Annotated in this window: 11 protein-coding genes; 5 read left to right on the forward strand and 6 right to left on the reverse strand. The window is 70.8% G+C overall.

Annotated elements, in window-relative coordinates:
• Positions 1-109: 109 nt before the first annotated feature.
• From Q1B24_RS02895 to Q1B24_RS02915, 5 genes are all read right to left on the reverse strand, one after another.
• Positions 110-1,813 (reverse strand): BCCT family transporter, encoded by a 1,704-nt coding sequence (locus Q1B24_RS02895; RefSeq protein ID WP_299923031.1) that lies wholly within the window; start codon positions 1,811-1,813, stop codon positions 110-112.
• A gap of 146 nt (positions 1,814-1,959) precedes the next feature.
• Positions 1,960-3,990: a choline BCCT transporter BetT gene (betT, locus tag Q1B24_RS02900; protein ID WP_299923033.1), complete on the reverse strand. Its 2,031-nt coding sequence runs from the start codon at positions 3,988-3,990 to the stop codon at positions 1,960-1,962.
• A 27-nt stretch (positions 3,991-4,017) separates the two neighbouring features.
• Positions 4,018-5,736, reverse strand: a complete 1,719-nt coding sequence (gene betA, locus Q1B24_RS02905) for a choline dehydrogenase (protein ID WP_299923035.1) — start codon at positions 5,734-5,736, stop codon at positions 4,018-4,020.
• Positions 5,733-7,211 carry an aldehyde dehydrogenase family protein gene (locus Q1B24_RS02910; RefSeq protein ID WP_299923036.1) on the reverse strand — a complete coding sequence of 493 codons (1,479 nt, stop codon included), beginning with the start codon at positions 7,209-7,211 and terminating at the stop codon, positions 5,733-5,735. The genes betA and Q1B24_RS02910 overlap by 4 nt, the downstream gene beginning before the upstream one ends.
• A gap of 98 nt (positions 7,212-7,309) precedes the next feature.
• Positions 7,310-8,095, reverse strand: a complete 786-nt coding sequence (locus tag Q1B24_RS02915; RefSeq protein ID WP_299923037.1) for an IclR family transcriptional regulator — start codon at positions 8,093-8,095, stop codon at positions 7,310-7,312.
• A 130-nt stretch (positions 8,096-8,225) separates the two neighbouring features.
• Between Q1B24_RS02915 and Q1B24_RS02920 the strand changes: the two genes are divergently transcribed.
• Entirely contained in the window at positions 8,226-9,905 is a 1,680-nt protein-coding gene (locus tag Q1B24_RS02920) for a formate--tetrahydrofolate ligase (protein WP_299923038.1), read from the forward strand.
• A 19-nt stretch (positions 9,906-9,924) separates the two neighbouring features.
• Here the strand turns inward: Q1B24_RS02920 and Q1B24_RS02925 are convergent, their stop codons facing one another.
• On the reverse strand, positions 9,925-11,421 hold the full coding sequence (locus Q1B24_RS02925) for a trimethylamine methyltransferase family protein (RefSeq protein WP_299923039.1): 1,497 nt from the start codon (positions 11,419-11,421) through the stop codon (positions 9,925-9,927).
• Positions 11,422-11,471: 50 nt separating this feature from the next.
• On the opposite strand from Q1B24_RS02925, the gene Q1B24_RS02930 reads away from it, so the two are divergent.
• Genes Q1B24_RS02930 through Q1B24_RS02945 form a run of 4 tightly spaced genes read left to right on the forward strand, consistent with a single transcriptional unit; the run spans position 11,472 to position 15,793 of the window.
• A complete protein-coding gene (locus tag Q1B24_RS02930) occupies positions 11,472-12,245 on the forward strand; it encodes an IclR family transcriptional regulator (protein ID WP_299923040.1) in 774 nt (257 codons plus the stop codon).
• Positions 12,242-12,907 (forward strand): corrinoid protein, encoded by a 666-nt coding sequence (locus Q1B24_RS02935; RefSeq protein ID WP_299923041.1) that lies wholly within the window; start codon positions 12,242-12,244, stop codon positions 12,905-12,907. Before Q1B24_RS02930 ends, Q1B24_RS02935 begins: the two co-directional genes overlap by 4 nt.
• Positions 12,907-13,791, forward strand: a complete 885-nt coding sequence (locus tag Q1B24_RS02940) for a dihydropteroate synthase (protein ID WP_299923042.1) — start codon at positions 12,907-12,909, stop codon at positions 13,789-13,791. Before Q1B24_RS02935 ends, Q1B24_RS02940 begins: the two co-directional genes overlap by 1 nt.
• Positions 13,792-13,801: 10 nt before the next feature.
• Complete coding sequence (locus tag Q1B24_RS02945) at positions 13,802-15,793, forward strand: ASKHA domain-containing protein (protein ID WP_299923043.1); 1,992 nt, start codon at positions 13,802-13,804, stop codon at positions 15,791-15,793.

Consider the following 15,793-nt stretch of genomic DNA (forward strand, 5'->3'; position numbering starts at 1 on the left):
GCAACAGGTTGCGCTATGTGCGACGCCTCGAAATGTACGCCGCCGCCCCGGCGCACTGTCAAGGGTGCGCAGGGGCGGCGGCTCGGTCCGAGCGGGGTTCGCGTCCGGGTCAGGCCCTCGCGTCGTCGTCCGGCCCGGGGCTGACGTCGTCGGGGTCGGCGCCGAGCGCGGCCAGGGCGACCGAGTGGTTCTCGACCGAGTCGTACTTCTGCGCGTGCAGCACGGCCTTGCGCACGCGCGACGGGAGGGTCGACTCGTACGGCTCGGCGCGCAGCGCCTTCATCAGGGACACGCACATCGCGCAGATCACCAGCATGAACGGCCCGGCCACGATGATCACCAGCGTCTGGAGCGCGCCCAGGCCGCCGGAGAACAGCAGCACGGCCGCCACCGCGCCCTGCGCGACGCCCCAGAAGATGACGAGCCAGCGCATCGGCTCCTCCTTGCCGTGCTGGCTCAGCATGCCCATCACGATCGAGGCCGAGTCGGCACCGGTGATGAAGAAGATCGCCACGAGGAACACGGCGAGCACGACGGTGATGCTCGCGAGGGGGTACTCGCGCAGCGTCGTGAACAGCGCGCTCTCGGTGCCCTCCTCCGCGAGCACCGCGCCGAGGTCCTTGGCGCCGGAGAGCTGCAGGTCGAAGGCGGAGCCGGCCAGGATGGAGAACCACACGAACGAGACCAGGCTCGGCACGAGGATCACGTAGACCACGAACTGCCGGATCGTGCGGCCCTTGGAGATGCGTGCGATGAACATGCCGACGAAGGGCGTCCAGGAGATCCACCACGCCCAGTAGAAGATCGTCCAGGCGCTCAGGAACTCGCTGCCACCGAAGGCTCCGGTGCGGAAGGCCATCGTGGGCAGGTGGGTCAGGTAGCCGCCCAGGGACTCGGTGAAGGTGCTGAGGATGAACACCGTCGGGCCGACCACGAAGAGGAAGAGGACGAGCAGCAGGGCTGCGATCGCGTTGGCGTTGGACAGCAGCTGCACGCCCTTCTCGATGCCGGTGACCGCCGAGATCACGAAGCAGACCGTGAGGAACCCGATGACGGCCACGGTCAGCCACCGGGAGTCCCCGGCGCCGAAGACGTCGTCGAGGCCGCCGGTGATCTGCAGGGCGCCGAGACCGAGGGAGGTCGCGGACCCGAAGAGAGTGGCGAAGATGGCGATGATGTCGATCGCCTTGCCGGGACCACCCGTGGCGTGGCGGCCGAGCAGGGGACCGAAGGCGCCGGACACCAGGTTGCCGGTGCCCTTGCGGTAGGCGAAGTAGCCGATCGCGAGGCCGATGACGGCGTACATCGACCACGGGTGGAAGCCCCAGTGGAAGAAGGCGTACTCCATCGCGACGCGTGCGCTGTCAGGTGTGGACGGGTCCCCACGGCCCGGCGGGATGCTGCTGGCGTCGGTGGCGGTGAGGTAGGTGAGCGGCTCCGCGACACCCCAGAACATCAGGCCGATGCCCATGCCGGTCGCGAACATCATCGAGACCCAGGAGAACGTCGAGAACTCCGGGGTCGAGTCGTCTGGACCCAGCCGGATGTTGCCGTAGCGACTGATGGCGAGGTAGGCGGAGAAGGTGAGGAAGAGCGCGCTGACGAGGATGAACAGCCAGCCGAACAGCGACGTCAGCTTGCCGAGGATCGTGGACGTCGTCTCGCCCATCCCGGTCGAGTCGATCGTTCCCCACAGGAGGAACGCGACGGCCAGCCCGGCGGCGACACCGAAGGTCACCTTGTCGAGCGGGAAGTTCCCGTCCTTGCCGGCCGGTGGGACCAGGGACTCACCCACGGGTTCCTTGAGCGCCATGCCCGTCTCCCATCTGTTGCGCTTGGCGCAACGTTGTGCGTGACCTGCAACAACGAAGAGTGCTCCGGCCCCGTGCGCGTGTCAAGGGTGGCGGTTCGGGACCGCGGTCGTCACTGGGTAGGTCACTGGGTACGTCACTCGGTACGTCACTCGGTGCGCAGGAACTCCAGGTGGCGCTCGTACTGGTCGAGGCAGTCGTGGATGACCTGGTCGCTCGTGTAGCCCATCACGTCGTAGTCCTGCCCCCCGTCGAGGAGGTGCACCTCGAGCCGCGCGTACTGGTCGCGGTCGCCGATCATCCGCCCGCCGTAGGTCGGCACCGGTGAGAGCCGCACCTGCACCCGGTAGACGAACTGCCCCTCGTCGCCGTCGGTGGTGAGCTCGGCGTAGGGGGCTCCGGCCACGTCGCCGTGGACCACCGAGGCCCGGACGCCCATCGACGTGAGCTCCTCGGCGACCTCGCGCACGGCGGGCTCGACCGTCGAGCCGAGGTAGGCCGTGGCCGCCTCCTCGTCGACGAAGTTGATCGTCCTGGCGAGGCGGGACTTCCACGCCTTCCGCGTGTCGTGCCCGGCACCCGTGCGGGCCGAGAGCAGCGGAGACATCCCGCGTACGCCGGTGTCGGCCTTGCGTCCTTCGTTGCGGATCGCGCGGAACAGGCCCCACATGACGAGCACGAGCACGAACGCGAACGGCAGGCCCATGATGATCGTGGCGTACTGCAGGGCCAGGATCCCGCCCACGGCGAGCATCGCGATGGTCAGCAGGCCGGTGATGCTGGCCCAGCTGATCCGCAGCCACGCGGCGCAGTCCTGCTGCACGTCGTGGAGCTCCGAGCACAGGTTGCCCATCACCAGCGCCGCGGAGTCGGCCGAGGTGATGTAGAACAGCAGGCCGACCACGACGGCCAGGAAGATGACGGCGTCGGCGAACGGGTAGTCGCGCAGCAGGTCGTAGAAGCCGACCCCGGTGAAGTCGACGGCCGCCTCGGCGAACGCGTCGTCGCCGTTGCGGACCTTGTCGATCGCGGCGTTGCCGAAGATCGAGATCCACATGACGATGTAGCTGAACGGGATCACCATCGTGCCGAGCACGAACTGCCGGATCGTGCGGCCCCGGGAGATCCGGGCCAGGAACTGGCCCACGAACGACGCCCACGCCACCCACCACGCCCAGAAGAACAGCGTCCAGAGCTGCATCCACTCCTGGGTGTCGGTGAAGGCGAAGGTCTCCATCGACTTGGCCGGGAACGAGCGGACGAAGTCGCCCACGTTCATCACCACGGCGTTGAGCAGGAACGACGTCTGGCCGGTGATCAGCACCCAGCCGGCGAGCGCGAGGGCGAGCAGCACGTTGAGCTGGGACAGGAACCGGATGCCCTTGTCCACGCCGGTGGTGGCCGACACGGCAGCGACCGTGACCGCCAGGATCGCCAGGGCCGACTGGGCCGCCGTGCCCACGGGCACGCCGAAGATGACGTTGAGCCCGACGTTGAGGAACACCACGCCGATGCCGAGGCTGGTGGCCACCCCGAAGATCGTGCCGAGGACCGCCGCGGTGTCGACGACGTGGCCCAGCGGCCCCTCGACCCTCTTGCCGAAGACCGGGTAGAGCGCGGACCGGACGGCCAGCGGCAGGTTCTTGCGGTAGGAGAAGTAGGCCAGGGCCAGGCCCATCAGCGCGTACATCGCCCAGCCCGTGACGCCGTAGTGGAACAGCGTCCAGACCGTCGCGTCGCGAGCCGCGTCGACGGTCCCCGGCTCACCCACGGGCGGCGCGGTGTACTGCGAGACCGGCTCGATGACGGAGTAGAACATCACGTCGGTGCCGATGCCGGCCGCGAAGAGCATGCTCGCCCACGCGAAGGTCGAGAACTCCGGGCGCGAGTGGTCGGGACCGAGGCGGATGCTGCCGTAGCGGGACATCCCGAGGAAGACGACGAAGACGACGATGGCCGTGGCCAGGGCGACGTAGAACCAGCCGAACCCGGTGCCGACCCTGCCCACGAGGTCGCCGATGACGCTCTCCGCGTTGGCCGGAGCCACGATCGCCCACAGCGTGACCAGGCACACGCCCGCGAACGCCGTGATGAAGACCGGCCACCGCACGTTGGGGCGGGGGGCACGCTCCGGGTGGGGATCGCCGGGTGGAGCGGAAGCGTCGAGCTGTGCGGTCATGTGGACCTCCGGGCTGGGCGGGACGGGTCACGTGGCGTTGCGAGGATCTCCGGGCGGGTAGAGCGGGGACGGGTCGCGGTGGCGGTAGTAGGGCACGTCGGCGGGCGACAGCGGGGTGTTGCCGAGGACCAGGTCCGCGGCCTTCTCGGCGACCATCATCACCGGGGCGTAGATGTTGCCGTTGGTGACGTAGGGGAAGACCGAGGCGTCGACGACCCGAAGCCCCTCGGTGCCGTGCACCCGCAGGGAGAGGGGGTCCACGACCGACAGGTCGTCGGTGCCCATCTTCGCGGTGCACGAGGGGTGGAGGGCGGTCTCGGCGTCCTTCCGCACCCAGTCCAGGATCTCCTCGTCGGTCTCCACCGCAGTGCCCGGCGACAGCTCACCGCCGTTGAACGGTGCGAACGCCGGCTGGTTGAGGATGTCGCGCGCGACGTGCACCGCCTCGACCCACTCGCGCTTGTCGTTGACGGTGGAGAGGTAGTTGAAGAGCATCTTCGGCTTCTGGCGCGGATCGCTCGAGGCGATCCGCACCCAGCCGCGGGTGTCGGCGTACATCGGGCCGATGTGCACCTGGTAGCCGTGGGCGTAGCGGTCCTGACCGGCGGGCGGCGACCCGTCGTAGCGGATCGCGATCGGCAGGAAGTGGAACATGAGGTTGGGCCAGTCGACGTCCTCGTTGGACCGGGCGAAGCCACCGCCCTCGAAGTGGTTGGACGCCGCGGTGCCGGTGCGCTTGAACAGCCACTCGAGCCCGACCAGCGGGCGGTTGCGCCACTTGAGGCCCTCGACGATCGAGACCGGCTGGAGCGAGGCGTACTGGATGTAGACCTCGAGGTGGTCCTGGAGGTTCTCGCCGACGCCCGGCAGGTCGTGCACCATCTCCACGCCGAGCGGCTGGAGGTGCTCCGGGTTGCCGATGCCGGAGAGCTGGAGCAGCTGCGGGGAGTTGATCGCACCCCCGCAGAGGATGACCTCGCCGGCATCGACGCGGTCGTGCCTGCGACCGGCGCGCAGGTAGTCCACGCCGACCGCGCGCCTGCCCTCGAAGCGGACCTTGGTGACGTGGGCGAACGTCTCGACGGTGAGGTTCTTGCGGCCCATCACCGGGTGCAGGTAGGCGCGGGCCGCTGACATCCGTACGCCGTTGACGATGTTGCGGTCGAAGCGGCCGAAGCCCTCCTGCCGGTAGCCGTTGACGTCATCGGTCAGCGGGTAGCCGGCCTGCTGGGCGGACTCGAAGAACGCGCTGAAGAGCGGGTTCGTCGCCGGGCTCCGCTCGAGCTTGAGCGGCCCGGAGCCACCGCGCCACGCGTCGGCACCGACCATGCCGTCGGGCAGGACCAACGACTCCATGCGCTTGAAGTAGGGCAGGCAGTGCCGGTAGTCCCAGGTCTCCATGCCCGGGTCGGCGGCCCAACGCTCGTAGTCCATCGGGTTGCCGCGCTGGAAGATCATCCCGTTGATCGACGACGAGCCGCCGAGCACCTTGCCGCGGGCGTGGTAGACCCGGCGACCGCCCATGGCGGGCTCCGGCTCCGACTCGTACCTCCAGTCGTAGAGCGGGTTGCCGATCGGGAAGGGCAGGGCCGCCGGGGCGTGGATGAGCGGGTCGAACCGGTCCGTGCGACCGGCCTCGAGCACCAGGACGCTCGTGGCGGGGTCGGCCGAGAGCCGGTTCGCGAGCGCGCACCCGGCGGAGCCGCCGCCGACGATCACGAAGTCGTACGCCTTGCGCGTGCTCATGAGCCCGACCCTCCGAACCATCGCTGCGGCTCGGGGGCGATGTTGTGCCAGACGTGCTTTGTCTCGCGGTACTCCTCCAGCCCGGCACGGCCGAGCTCGCGCCCGATGCCCGACTGCTTGTATCCGCCCCACTCCGCCTGGGCGACGTAGGGGTGGTAGTCGTTGATCCAGACCGTGCCCATCCGCAGCCCGGCCGCGACGCGTTGGCCCCGGCCCGCGTCCTGCGTCCAGACCGCGCCCGCGAGGCCGTAGATGCTGTCGTTGGCGATCCGCACGGCCTCGGCCTCGTCGGTGAAGGTCTCGACCGTGAGCACCGGGCCGAAGGACTCGTCCTGAGTCACGCTCATCGAGCTGGTGCAGCGGTCGAGCACCGTCGGGAGGTAGTAGAAGCCGTCAGCCAGGGCGGGGTCGTCCGGGCGGGCCCCGCCGCAGCGCAGCACCGCCCCCTCCGCGAGACCGGCCGCGACGTAGGCCTCGACCTTCTCGCGGTGCGCGGCGCTGGTCAGCGGCCCGGTCTCGGCGGCCTCGTCGAACGGTCCGCCGAGGCGGATGTCGCGGGCGCGGGCGACGAGGTCGTCGACGAAGCGGTCGTGGAGCGACTCCTCGACGAGGAGGCGGGCGCCGGCCGAGCACACCTGGCCGGAGTGCAGGAACACCGCCGTCAGCGCGAAGTCGAGTGCGGTGTCGTAGTCGGCGTCGGCGAAGACGATGTTGGGGTTCTTGCCGCCGAGCTCGAGGGCGACCCGCTTCACGGTGCCCGACGCGGCGGCCATGATGCGCTTGCCGGTGGCCAGGCCACCCGTGAAGGAGACCAGGTCCACGCGGGGGTCCTCCGAGAGCGGGGCTCCCGCGGTCGGTCCCTCCCCCAGCACCAGGTTGGCCACGCCCGCGGGGAGCCCCGCCTCCTCGAGCACCCGCATGAGGTGGACGGCGGTGTGCGGCGTGATCTCGCTCGGCTTGAGGACGAACGTGTTGCCCGCGGCCAGGCACGGCGCGACCTTCCACGCGACCTGCAGCAGCGGGTAGTTCCACGGCGTGATCAGCCCGCAGACCCCGACGGGCTCGTGCACCACCCGGCTGACCACGGACGGGTTGCCGGTGTCGACGACCCGCCCGCCCTCGGCGTCGGCCGCGTGACCGAAGTGGCGGAACACCGACACGACGTCGTCGACGTCGTACCCGCCCTCGACCAGCCGCTTGCCGGTGTCGAGGGACTCCGCGCGGGCGACGGCGTCCCGGTCGCGCTCGAGCAGGTCGGCGACACGGAGCAGCAGGTCGCCGCGCTCCCGGCTCGACCACCCGGGCCACGGTCCCTCGTGGAACGCCCGGTGGGCCGCCGCCACGGCCAGCTCGGTGTCTCCGGCGTCCGCCTCGGCGACCTCGCCCACCAGTGAGCCGTCCGCCGGGCAGCGGATCTCCCGCCGACCACCCCCGCGGGCCGGGATCCAGCTGCCGTCGATGTACAGGTCGGCCACGGTCGCCTCGCTCTCTCTGCGGAAGGATCCTGCTGCCCGGGTCCGGGCGTCAAGGTGTGGGCTGGTCCGGCGATCCCCCCGTCGGCCGGGCCCCTACGTCAGCGGTGCCCCCAGCCGAGGCGGTGGGAGACCTCGGACGCGGCCGCGACGACGCGGCGTACGACCTCCTCCACCTGCTCCTCGGGGAGCCGGAACGACGGACCGGACACGCTCATCGACGCGACCACGTCCCCGTGCGCGTTGCGGACGGGTGCGGCCACCGCCGTGAGCCCGACCTCGAGCTCGTCGACCGCGACCGCGTAGCCCTGCTCACGCACGCGCGCCACCTCCTCGCGCAGCTCCCGGCGTCCGGTGATGGTGCGCGGCGTGTAGGTCGCCAGCGTGCCGAGGACGGCCTCGAGGCCGGCGTCGTCGAGGCCGGCGAGGAGCACCTTGCCGTTGCTCGTCGCGTGCAGGGGGATGTGCTGGCCGACCCAGTTGTGCGGCTGGAGGGCCGATGACCCCGCGACCTGGTCGAGGTAGAGCGCAGAGCTCTCGGCGAGCACCGCGATGTTGACGGTCTCCCCCGTGTCGGCGGCGAGCTGGCGGGCGATCGGCCGTGCCTCCTGCACGAGGTCGAGCCGGGCCGTGGTGGCACCGGCGAGTCGCAGGATGCCGACGCCGAGGCGGTAGCGGCCCCGGTCGGCGGTCTGCTCCACGAGCCGGTGCGCCTCGAGGGTGGCGACCAGGCGGAAGGCCGTGCTCTTGTGCACGCCGAGCTCCGTGGCGATCTCGGTGACGCCGGACTCGCCCGTGCGGGCCAGCACCTCGAGGATCCCGAGCGCCCGGTCGACCGACTGCACGCCGGCGCCCGTCACGGCGGGGCTGGAGACGGTGTCCACCATGGGGGGACACTAGCGCAGGCGCTGTTGCGTATCGCAGACTGCGTTTCGTCAAGCGCAACACCGCTGTCACCCCCAGCGCGGCCCCACCGCGCGAGGAGCCACCGTGCCGCCCACCGGCGAGGAGCCCGCCATGCAGTCCGACATCGAGATCGCCAACGCCGCCGTCCTGCGACCGATCCGCGAGATCGCCGAGGAGACGCTCGGGATCAGCGAGGAGCACCTCGTCCCCTACGGCCACCACAAGGCCAAGGTCGACGTCGGCTACCTCACCTCGCTGGCCGACCGACCGCTCGGCCGGCTCGTGATGGTCACCGCCCTGTCTCCCACGCCACCGGGCGAGGGCAAGACGACCACGACCGTCGGCCTGACGGACGCGCTCCACGGCCTCGGTCACCGGACCGTCGCCTGCCTGCGCGAGCCGTCGATGGGGCCCGTGTTCGGCATGAAGGGTGGTGCGGCCGGGGGCGGCTGGAGCCAGGTCGTGCCGATGACCGACATCAACCTGCACTTCACCGGCGACTTCGCCGCCATCGCGGCCGCCAACAACCTGCTCGCGGCGCTCATCGACAACCACGTCCACCACGGCAACGAGCTCGACATCGACGTACGCAGCGTGACCTGGAAGCGCGTCGTGGACACCAACGACCGGGCGCTGCGCGAGGTCGTCGTCGCACTGGGCGGGCACGCCAACGGCTTCCCGCGGGAGGACGGCTTCGACATCGTCGTGGCCTCCGAGCTGATGGCGATCTTCTGCCTCACCGAGTCGTGGGCCGACCTCAAGAAGCGCATCGGCGACATCGTCATCGGCTACACCCGGGCGATGGCTCCGGTCACCGCCCGCGACCTCGGCGCCGAGGGCGCCATGGCCGCGCTGCTGCGCGACGCCCTCGCCCCCAACCTCGTCCAGACCCTGGAGGGAGCACCCGCCTTCGTCCACGGCGGTCCGTTCGCCAACATCGCCCATGGCTGCAGCTCGGTGATGGCCACCCGCGCGGGCCTGCGGCTGGCCGACATCGTCGTCACCGAGGCCGGCTTCGGCGCCGACCTCGGCGCCGAGAAGTTCGTCGACATCAAGTGCCGCAAGTCCGGCCTGCGTCCGGACCTGGCCGTCGTGGTCGCGACCGTGCGCGCCCTGAAGTACCACGGCGGTGTCGCGCTGGCCGACCTCGGCCGCGAGGACGTCGCGGCCGTCGAGGCCGGCATGACCAACCTGCGCCGCCACCTCGCCAACATCCGTGACGTCTACGGCGTCCCCGCCGTCGTCGCGGTGAACCGCTTCCCCACCGACACCGACCGTGAGGTCGACCGGGTGGTCGCGCTCGTGGCCGACGAGGGAGTGCGGGCCTTCCCCGCCACCCACTTCGCCGACGGGGGCAACGGCGCGAAGGGCCTTGCGGAGGGCGTCCTGGCGTCGCTGGCCGAGCCGTCGCCGTACGAGTTCTCCTACACCTACGACGACGACCTCTCCCTGACCGCCAAGGTCGAGGCGATCGCGACCCGGCTCTACGGCGCCGGCCTCGTGACGTGGGACGCCAGGGCGCGCCGGCGCCTGCAACGCATCGAGCGCGACGGCTACTCGCAGCTGCCGGTCTGCGTCGCCAAGACCCAGTACTCCTTCTCCACCGACCCGGCGGCGCTGGGCGCGCCGTCGGGCCACGAGCTGCACGTGCGGGAGGTACGTCTCTCCGCGGGCGCGGGGTTCGTGGTCGTCGTGTGCGGCGACATGATGACCATGCCCGGACTGCCCAGGGACCCCTCGGCCGCGCGCATCGACCTCGCGGACGACGGGACGATCCTGGGGCTCAGCTGATCCCCGCGTCGGGCGCTGCTCAGTCGCCGAGCTCGGCGCGCCGACGGATGACGTAGTCCTCGAGCTCCTCGCGGACCGCGTCGTCGATCGGCGGCTGCTCGTAGTCCTCGAGCGCCTTCTTGTAGGCCACCTGGGCGCGGTCGTTGGCGTCGTGGCCGCCGTTGCGCATCCAGCGCTCGTAGTTCTCCGAGGACGACAGCAGCGGGCGGTAGAAGCACGTGCGGAAGCGCTCCATCGTGTGCATCGCCCCGAGGAAGTGCCCACCGTGACCGACCTCCTCGTGCGCCCCGAAGGCCATCGAGTCCTCGTCGATCTCCAGGGGCGTGAACTCGTGGCGGAGCATCTGGAGCAGCTCGACGTCGACGATGAACTTCTCGTAGCCGGCGACCAGGCCGCCCTCGAGCCAGCCGGCGGAGTGCATCACCCAGTTGGCACCGGCCAGGAAGGTCGGCATCAACGTCATCAGCGCCTCGTAGCCGGCCTGCGCGTCCGCCACCTGCGAGGAGGTGAGGCCGCCTCCGGTGCGGAACGGGAGCCCGAAGTGGCGGGCGATCTGCCCGGTGCAGAGCAGGCCGAGCCCCGACTCCGGCGTGCCGAAGGTCGGCGACCCGGACTGCATGTCGATGTTGGAGAGGAACGACCCGAAGATCACCGGCGTACCGGGCCGGACCAGCTGGGACAGCGCGATCCCCGACAGGGCCTCGACGATCTGCTGGACCAGGGCGGCGGGGATGGTCACCGGTGACATCGCGCCCATCAGGATGAAGGGCGTCAGCACCACCGGCTGGCCGGCGGCGGAGTACTCGAGCTGGGCCTCCAGCATGCGATCGTCCCAGCGCAGCGGCGAGTTGCAGTTGATCAACGAGATCGTCGCCGGCGTCTCCTCGATCGCCTCGCGCGACCCGAACAGGATCGAGGTCATCGCGATCGTGTCCGCGGCATTGACGCCCGAGACGACGTTGCCCATGTAGACCTTGTCCGTCAGCGTCTGCAGGGCGTACGTCATGTCGAGGTGACGGCTGTCGAGCGGCGTGTCGTTGGGCTCGCAGATCACTCCCCCGGCGGAGTCGAGCACCGGGAAGGACTGCGCCAGCTTGGTGAAGCTGCGGAAGTCCTCCATCGTCGCGTCGCGGCGTACGTCGCCCTGCCGCACGAACGGCGGCCCGTAGACCGCGCCGAAGGCCATCGAGTCACCGCCGATGTGGATGGTGTGCTGGGGGTTGCGCGCCTGCACGTCGAACTCGCGCGGCGCCTTGGCGACCTGCTCGAGCACGAAGTCGGGATCGAGGAAGACGGTGTTGTCCTCGACGCGCTGCCCCGCCCGGCGGAAGAGCTCGAGCGCTCGCTCGTCCATGAACTCCACGCCGATCTCGGTCATCAGCCGGCGCCACCCGCGATCGAGGGTCGCCATGGCCTCCTCGGACAGCACCTCGTAGCGCGGCATCGCGTTGCGGAACACCGGGACCTCCCTTGACCTCGACTGACGACGGCTTCTAGCCTCATGATGTGGAACCAAGGTTCCACATCATGGAACGACTGGGAACCCCTCCGAAAGAGGACTCACGCATGAGCGAGACGGCCACCGGCACCAGGGCGCTGGACCGCGCCGCCGACCTGGTCGCCACGGTCGTCCACGCCGACGAGCCGATGTCCTTCGCCGAGCTCCAGGACGCGAGCGGGCTCGCCAAGTCGACGACCTCGCGACTGCTCACCGCGCTCGAGCGCTCCGGCCTGCTCGAGCGGGACCCCTCCGGGTCCTACGTCGCCGGCCGGCTCTTCTGGCTCTACGCCGCGCGCCACGACCCGTGGGAGGAGCTGGTCCGGCTCGCCCGGCCGGTGATGGACCAGCTCGGCGCCGACACCGGTGAGACCGTGCACCTCAGCGTCTCCCGTGGCGACCGGGTGGTGCAGGTGGCGCAGGTCGACTCGACCTTCCTGCTCGGCACCCGCGACTGGACCGACATCGAGGTGCCGGCGCACTGCTCGGCCCTCGGGAAGGTCCTGCTGGCCTGGGGTGCGCTGGAGCTCCCCGACGGCGAGCTCGAGCGGCCGACGCCCGCCACGCTCCAGGATCGCGAGGCCGTACGCCGCGACGGCGTGCGGTGCCGCGAGCGCGGTTATGCGTTGACAGAGGACGAGCTGGAGATCGGCCTGACCGGAATCGCCGTGCCCGTCTTCGGCATCCGCGACGACGTCGTCGCCTCGCTCGGGATCTCCGGCCCCACCCCCCGGCTGGCGCAGCGGCTCGACGAGCTCGGCCGCCGCCTGCTGGACCAGTCCACCGCGCTGTCCTCCCTGCTGCGCGGCCCCGCCCGTCCGACCGAGGAGGTGGTCGCATGACCCCCGAGGACATCCTGCAGGCCCTCTACGACGAGACACTGGTGGGCAACGCCCCGCGGGTGCTCGAGCTGACCAACCAGGGGCTCGACCTGTCGATGGAGCCGCAGACGCTGCTCTTCGACGCGTTGATCCCGTCGCTGGAGGAGGTCGGCGCCCGCTTCGAGCGCGGCGACTTCTTCGTCCCGGAGATGCTCATCGCCGGTCGCGCGATGGCAGGAGCCATGGAGCGGCTGCGCCCGTTGCTCGCCGAGACCGGGGTGGCCACCGTCGGCAAGTTCCTGATGGGCACCGTCAAGGGCGACGTGCACGACATCGGCAAGAACCTCGTCAACATCATGCTCGAGGGCGCCGGGTTCGAGGTGATCGACCTCGGCGTGCAGGTGGCGCCGGAGAAGTTCGTCAGCGCGATCGACGAGCACCAGCCCGACATCGTCGGCTTCTCGGCGTTCCTCACCACCACGATGCCGATGTTCAAGGCCAACATGAACGCCCTCGAGAAGGCCGGGATGCGCAACGACGTGATCGTCATGGTCGGCGGCGCGCCCGTCACCCAGGAGTACGCCGATGCCGTCGGGGCCGACGGCTACGCGGCCGACGCCTCGCAGACGGTCAAGCGCGCCAAGAGCCTGCTCGAGGCGAAGCGCACGAAGGTCCCCGCCTGATGAGCATCGCCGAGCCGCTGCGCACCGTCCTGCGCTCGGCCTCGCGCGAGGTCGTGATCGGGCACGACACCCGGTTCACGATCATCGGCGAGCGGATCAACCCCACCGGTCGCCGGATCTTCCAGGAGCAGCTGCGCGCGGGGGACTTCTCCGCGATCGAGCGCGACGTGAAGGCCCAGGTCGAGGGCGGCGCCGACGTCCTCGACATCAACATGGGCGTGCCGCTCACCGACGAGCCCGACCTGCTGGCGAAGGCCATCACGATGGTCCAGGGCCTCACCGACCTGCCCGTGTGCATCGACTCCTCGGTGGTCGAGGCCCTCGAGGCCGGCCTCACCGCGTACGAGGGACGCGCCCTCGTCAACTCCGTCACCGCGGAGGACGAGCGCCTCGAGCTGATCCTCCCGCTGGTGAAGAAGCACGACGCGGCGATCATCGCGCTGCCCAACGACCACGACGAGATCCCGATGGAGGCCGACAAGCGCCTCGAGCTCACCGCCAAGATCGTCCGGGTCGCCACCGAGGAGTTCGGCATCGCGCAGGCCGACATCGTCATCGACCCGCTGGCGATGCCGATCGGCGCCGACACCACGACGAGCCTGGTGACCTTCGAGGTGATGCGCCGCATCCGCGACGACTTCGGGGTGAACATGACCTGCGGAGCCTCCAACGTGTCCTTCGGCATGCCCGGACGCCACACCCTCAACGCCGCCTGGCTGCCGATGGCGATGGCGTCGGGCCTCACCAGCGCGATCATGGACGCGCGGACGCCGCAGGTGGTGGAGGCGGTCAAGGCCGCCGACCTGTTCCTGGGCCACGACGACTGGGGCATGGCCTGGATCTCCGCCCACCGGGCCAAGCAGGCAGCCGTCGAGGGCGCGTGACGGCGTCCCGATGAGCCGACCGCCCGACGGGCCGGACTTCTCGCTCGCCGACGTCGCCCGCGAGGGCCTCATCGAGCGGCCGGGAGCCGAGCCCGTACCCCACGACGGCTCCGGCCGCGTCGACCTGTCCTTCACCGTCCACGGCACGGCCGAGGACGGCGCGGAGGTCCCGCCGACGCTGCGCGGCGTACGCGTGCCCCCGGGCGTGACCGTCTTCGACGCCGCCTCGTGGAACGGCATCGCGATCGACTCGACCTGCGGCGGCCACGGCACCTGCCACAAGTGCCGCATCCAGGTCACCTCCGACGGCGAGGTCCCCCTCACCCGCCACGACGTCCGCACGTTCACCCCCGACCAGCTCTCCGCAGGCTGGCGGCTCGGCTGCCTGCTCCACGCCACCCGCGACCTGGCCGTCGAGGTCCCGCCGCTGACCACGCGACCCAAGGCCGCGACGGTGGGCATCGGTCGCCAGGTCATCCTCCGGCCGGCCCTGCAGAAGCGCTACGTCGAGCTCGACGAGCCGACGCTCGCCGACCAGCGCACCGACCTCGTCCGGCTCACCGACGCCATCGACGACCTCGAGCTGACCGCCGACCTCCACGTCCTGCGTCGGCTCTCCACGGTGCTGCGCCAGGCCGACTTCAAGGTCACCGCCGTGGTCCTCGACGAGGCGCTCGTCGACGTCGAGCCCGGCGACACCACCGCCATCCGCTACGCGATCGCCTTCGACCTCGGCACCACGACCGTCGTCGGCACCCTCCTCGACGTCGGCACCGGGACCCCGCTGGCCGTCGCGTCCAGCCTCAACGCCCAGCAGCCCTTCGGCGGCGACGTCATCACCCGGATCAGCGCCACGATGATGGACCCGGATGCGCTCGGCCGCCTCCAGCAGGCCGCCGGCGCCACCCTCGCCGACCTGGCGCGGCGCGTGTGCCGCGAGGCGGGCATCGAGCCCACCGACGTCTACGAGGTGGCGGTCGCCGGCAACGCGACGATGACCGCCCTCGTGCTGGGCATCGACCCCGAGCCGCTGGGGGTCGCCCCGTTCGTCATGTCGGCGGCCCAGCCGCCCTCCGTGCTGGCCTCGGAGATCGGGCTCGTCCTCCATCCGCGGGCACGCGCGTTCTTCTTCCCGGCGCTCGGCGCCTACGTCGGCGGCGACATCGTCGCCGGCATGCTCGCCACCGGCATGGACCGCGACAAGCGCACCCGCCTGTTCATCGACGTCGGCACCAACTGCGAGATCGTGCTGAGCGACGGCGAGACGCTCCTCTCCACCGCTGCTCCCGCCGGCCCGGCCTTCGAGGGCGGCGCGATCCGCTGCGGCATGCGCGCCGCGGACGGGGCGATCGAGGTGGTCAAGGTCGACCCGCACACCGACGACCCGGCCGAGGCGGTCCGGCTCGGCGTGATCGGTGACGTCGAGCCCAGGGGGCTGTGCGGCTCCGGCCTGGTCGACGCCGTCGCCGAGCTGGTGCGGGTGGGACTGCTCGACCACACCGGACGCCTGGTGCCCGACGAGGAGGCGAAGGGGATCGCCCCGGCGCTGGCCGACCGCCTGGCCCTCGTCGGCGAGGAGCGGGTCTTCCTGCTGCACCGGCCGGCTCCCGACGCCGAACCCGCCGAGTGCGTCTACCTCTCGCAGCGCGACGTCCGCGAGCTGCAGTTCGCCAAGGCTGCGATCTCCACCGGCTGGTCGCTGCTGCTCGACGAGCTCGGGCTCGAGCACCGCGACGTCCAGCAGGTGCTGCTCGCCGGGTCGTTCGGCAGCTACCTCTCCCCCGCATCGGCCGTCCGCATCGGCCTGGTGCCGCGGCTTCCCGTGCTGCGGATCGTCGCTGCCGGCAACGTCGCCGGCGAGGGGGCGAAGATGGCCCTGCTGTCGGTGCGCGAGCGCGCCGGCGCCCTGGCGCTGCTGGAGGAGGTGACGTATGTCGAGCTCTCCGACCGTCCCGACTTCAACGACGCCTTCGTCGAGCAGCTCTCGTTCGGTCCGCCGTGA

It is taken from the genome of uncultured Nocardioides sp. (genome assembly GCF_947488025.1).
GTDB lineage: Bacteria > Actinomycetota > Actinomycetes > Propionibacteriales > Nocardioidaceae > Nocardioides.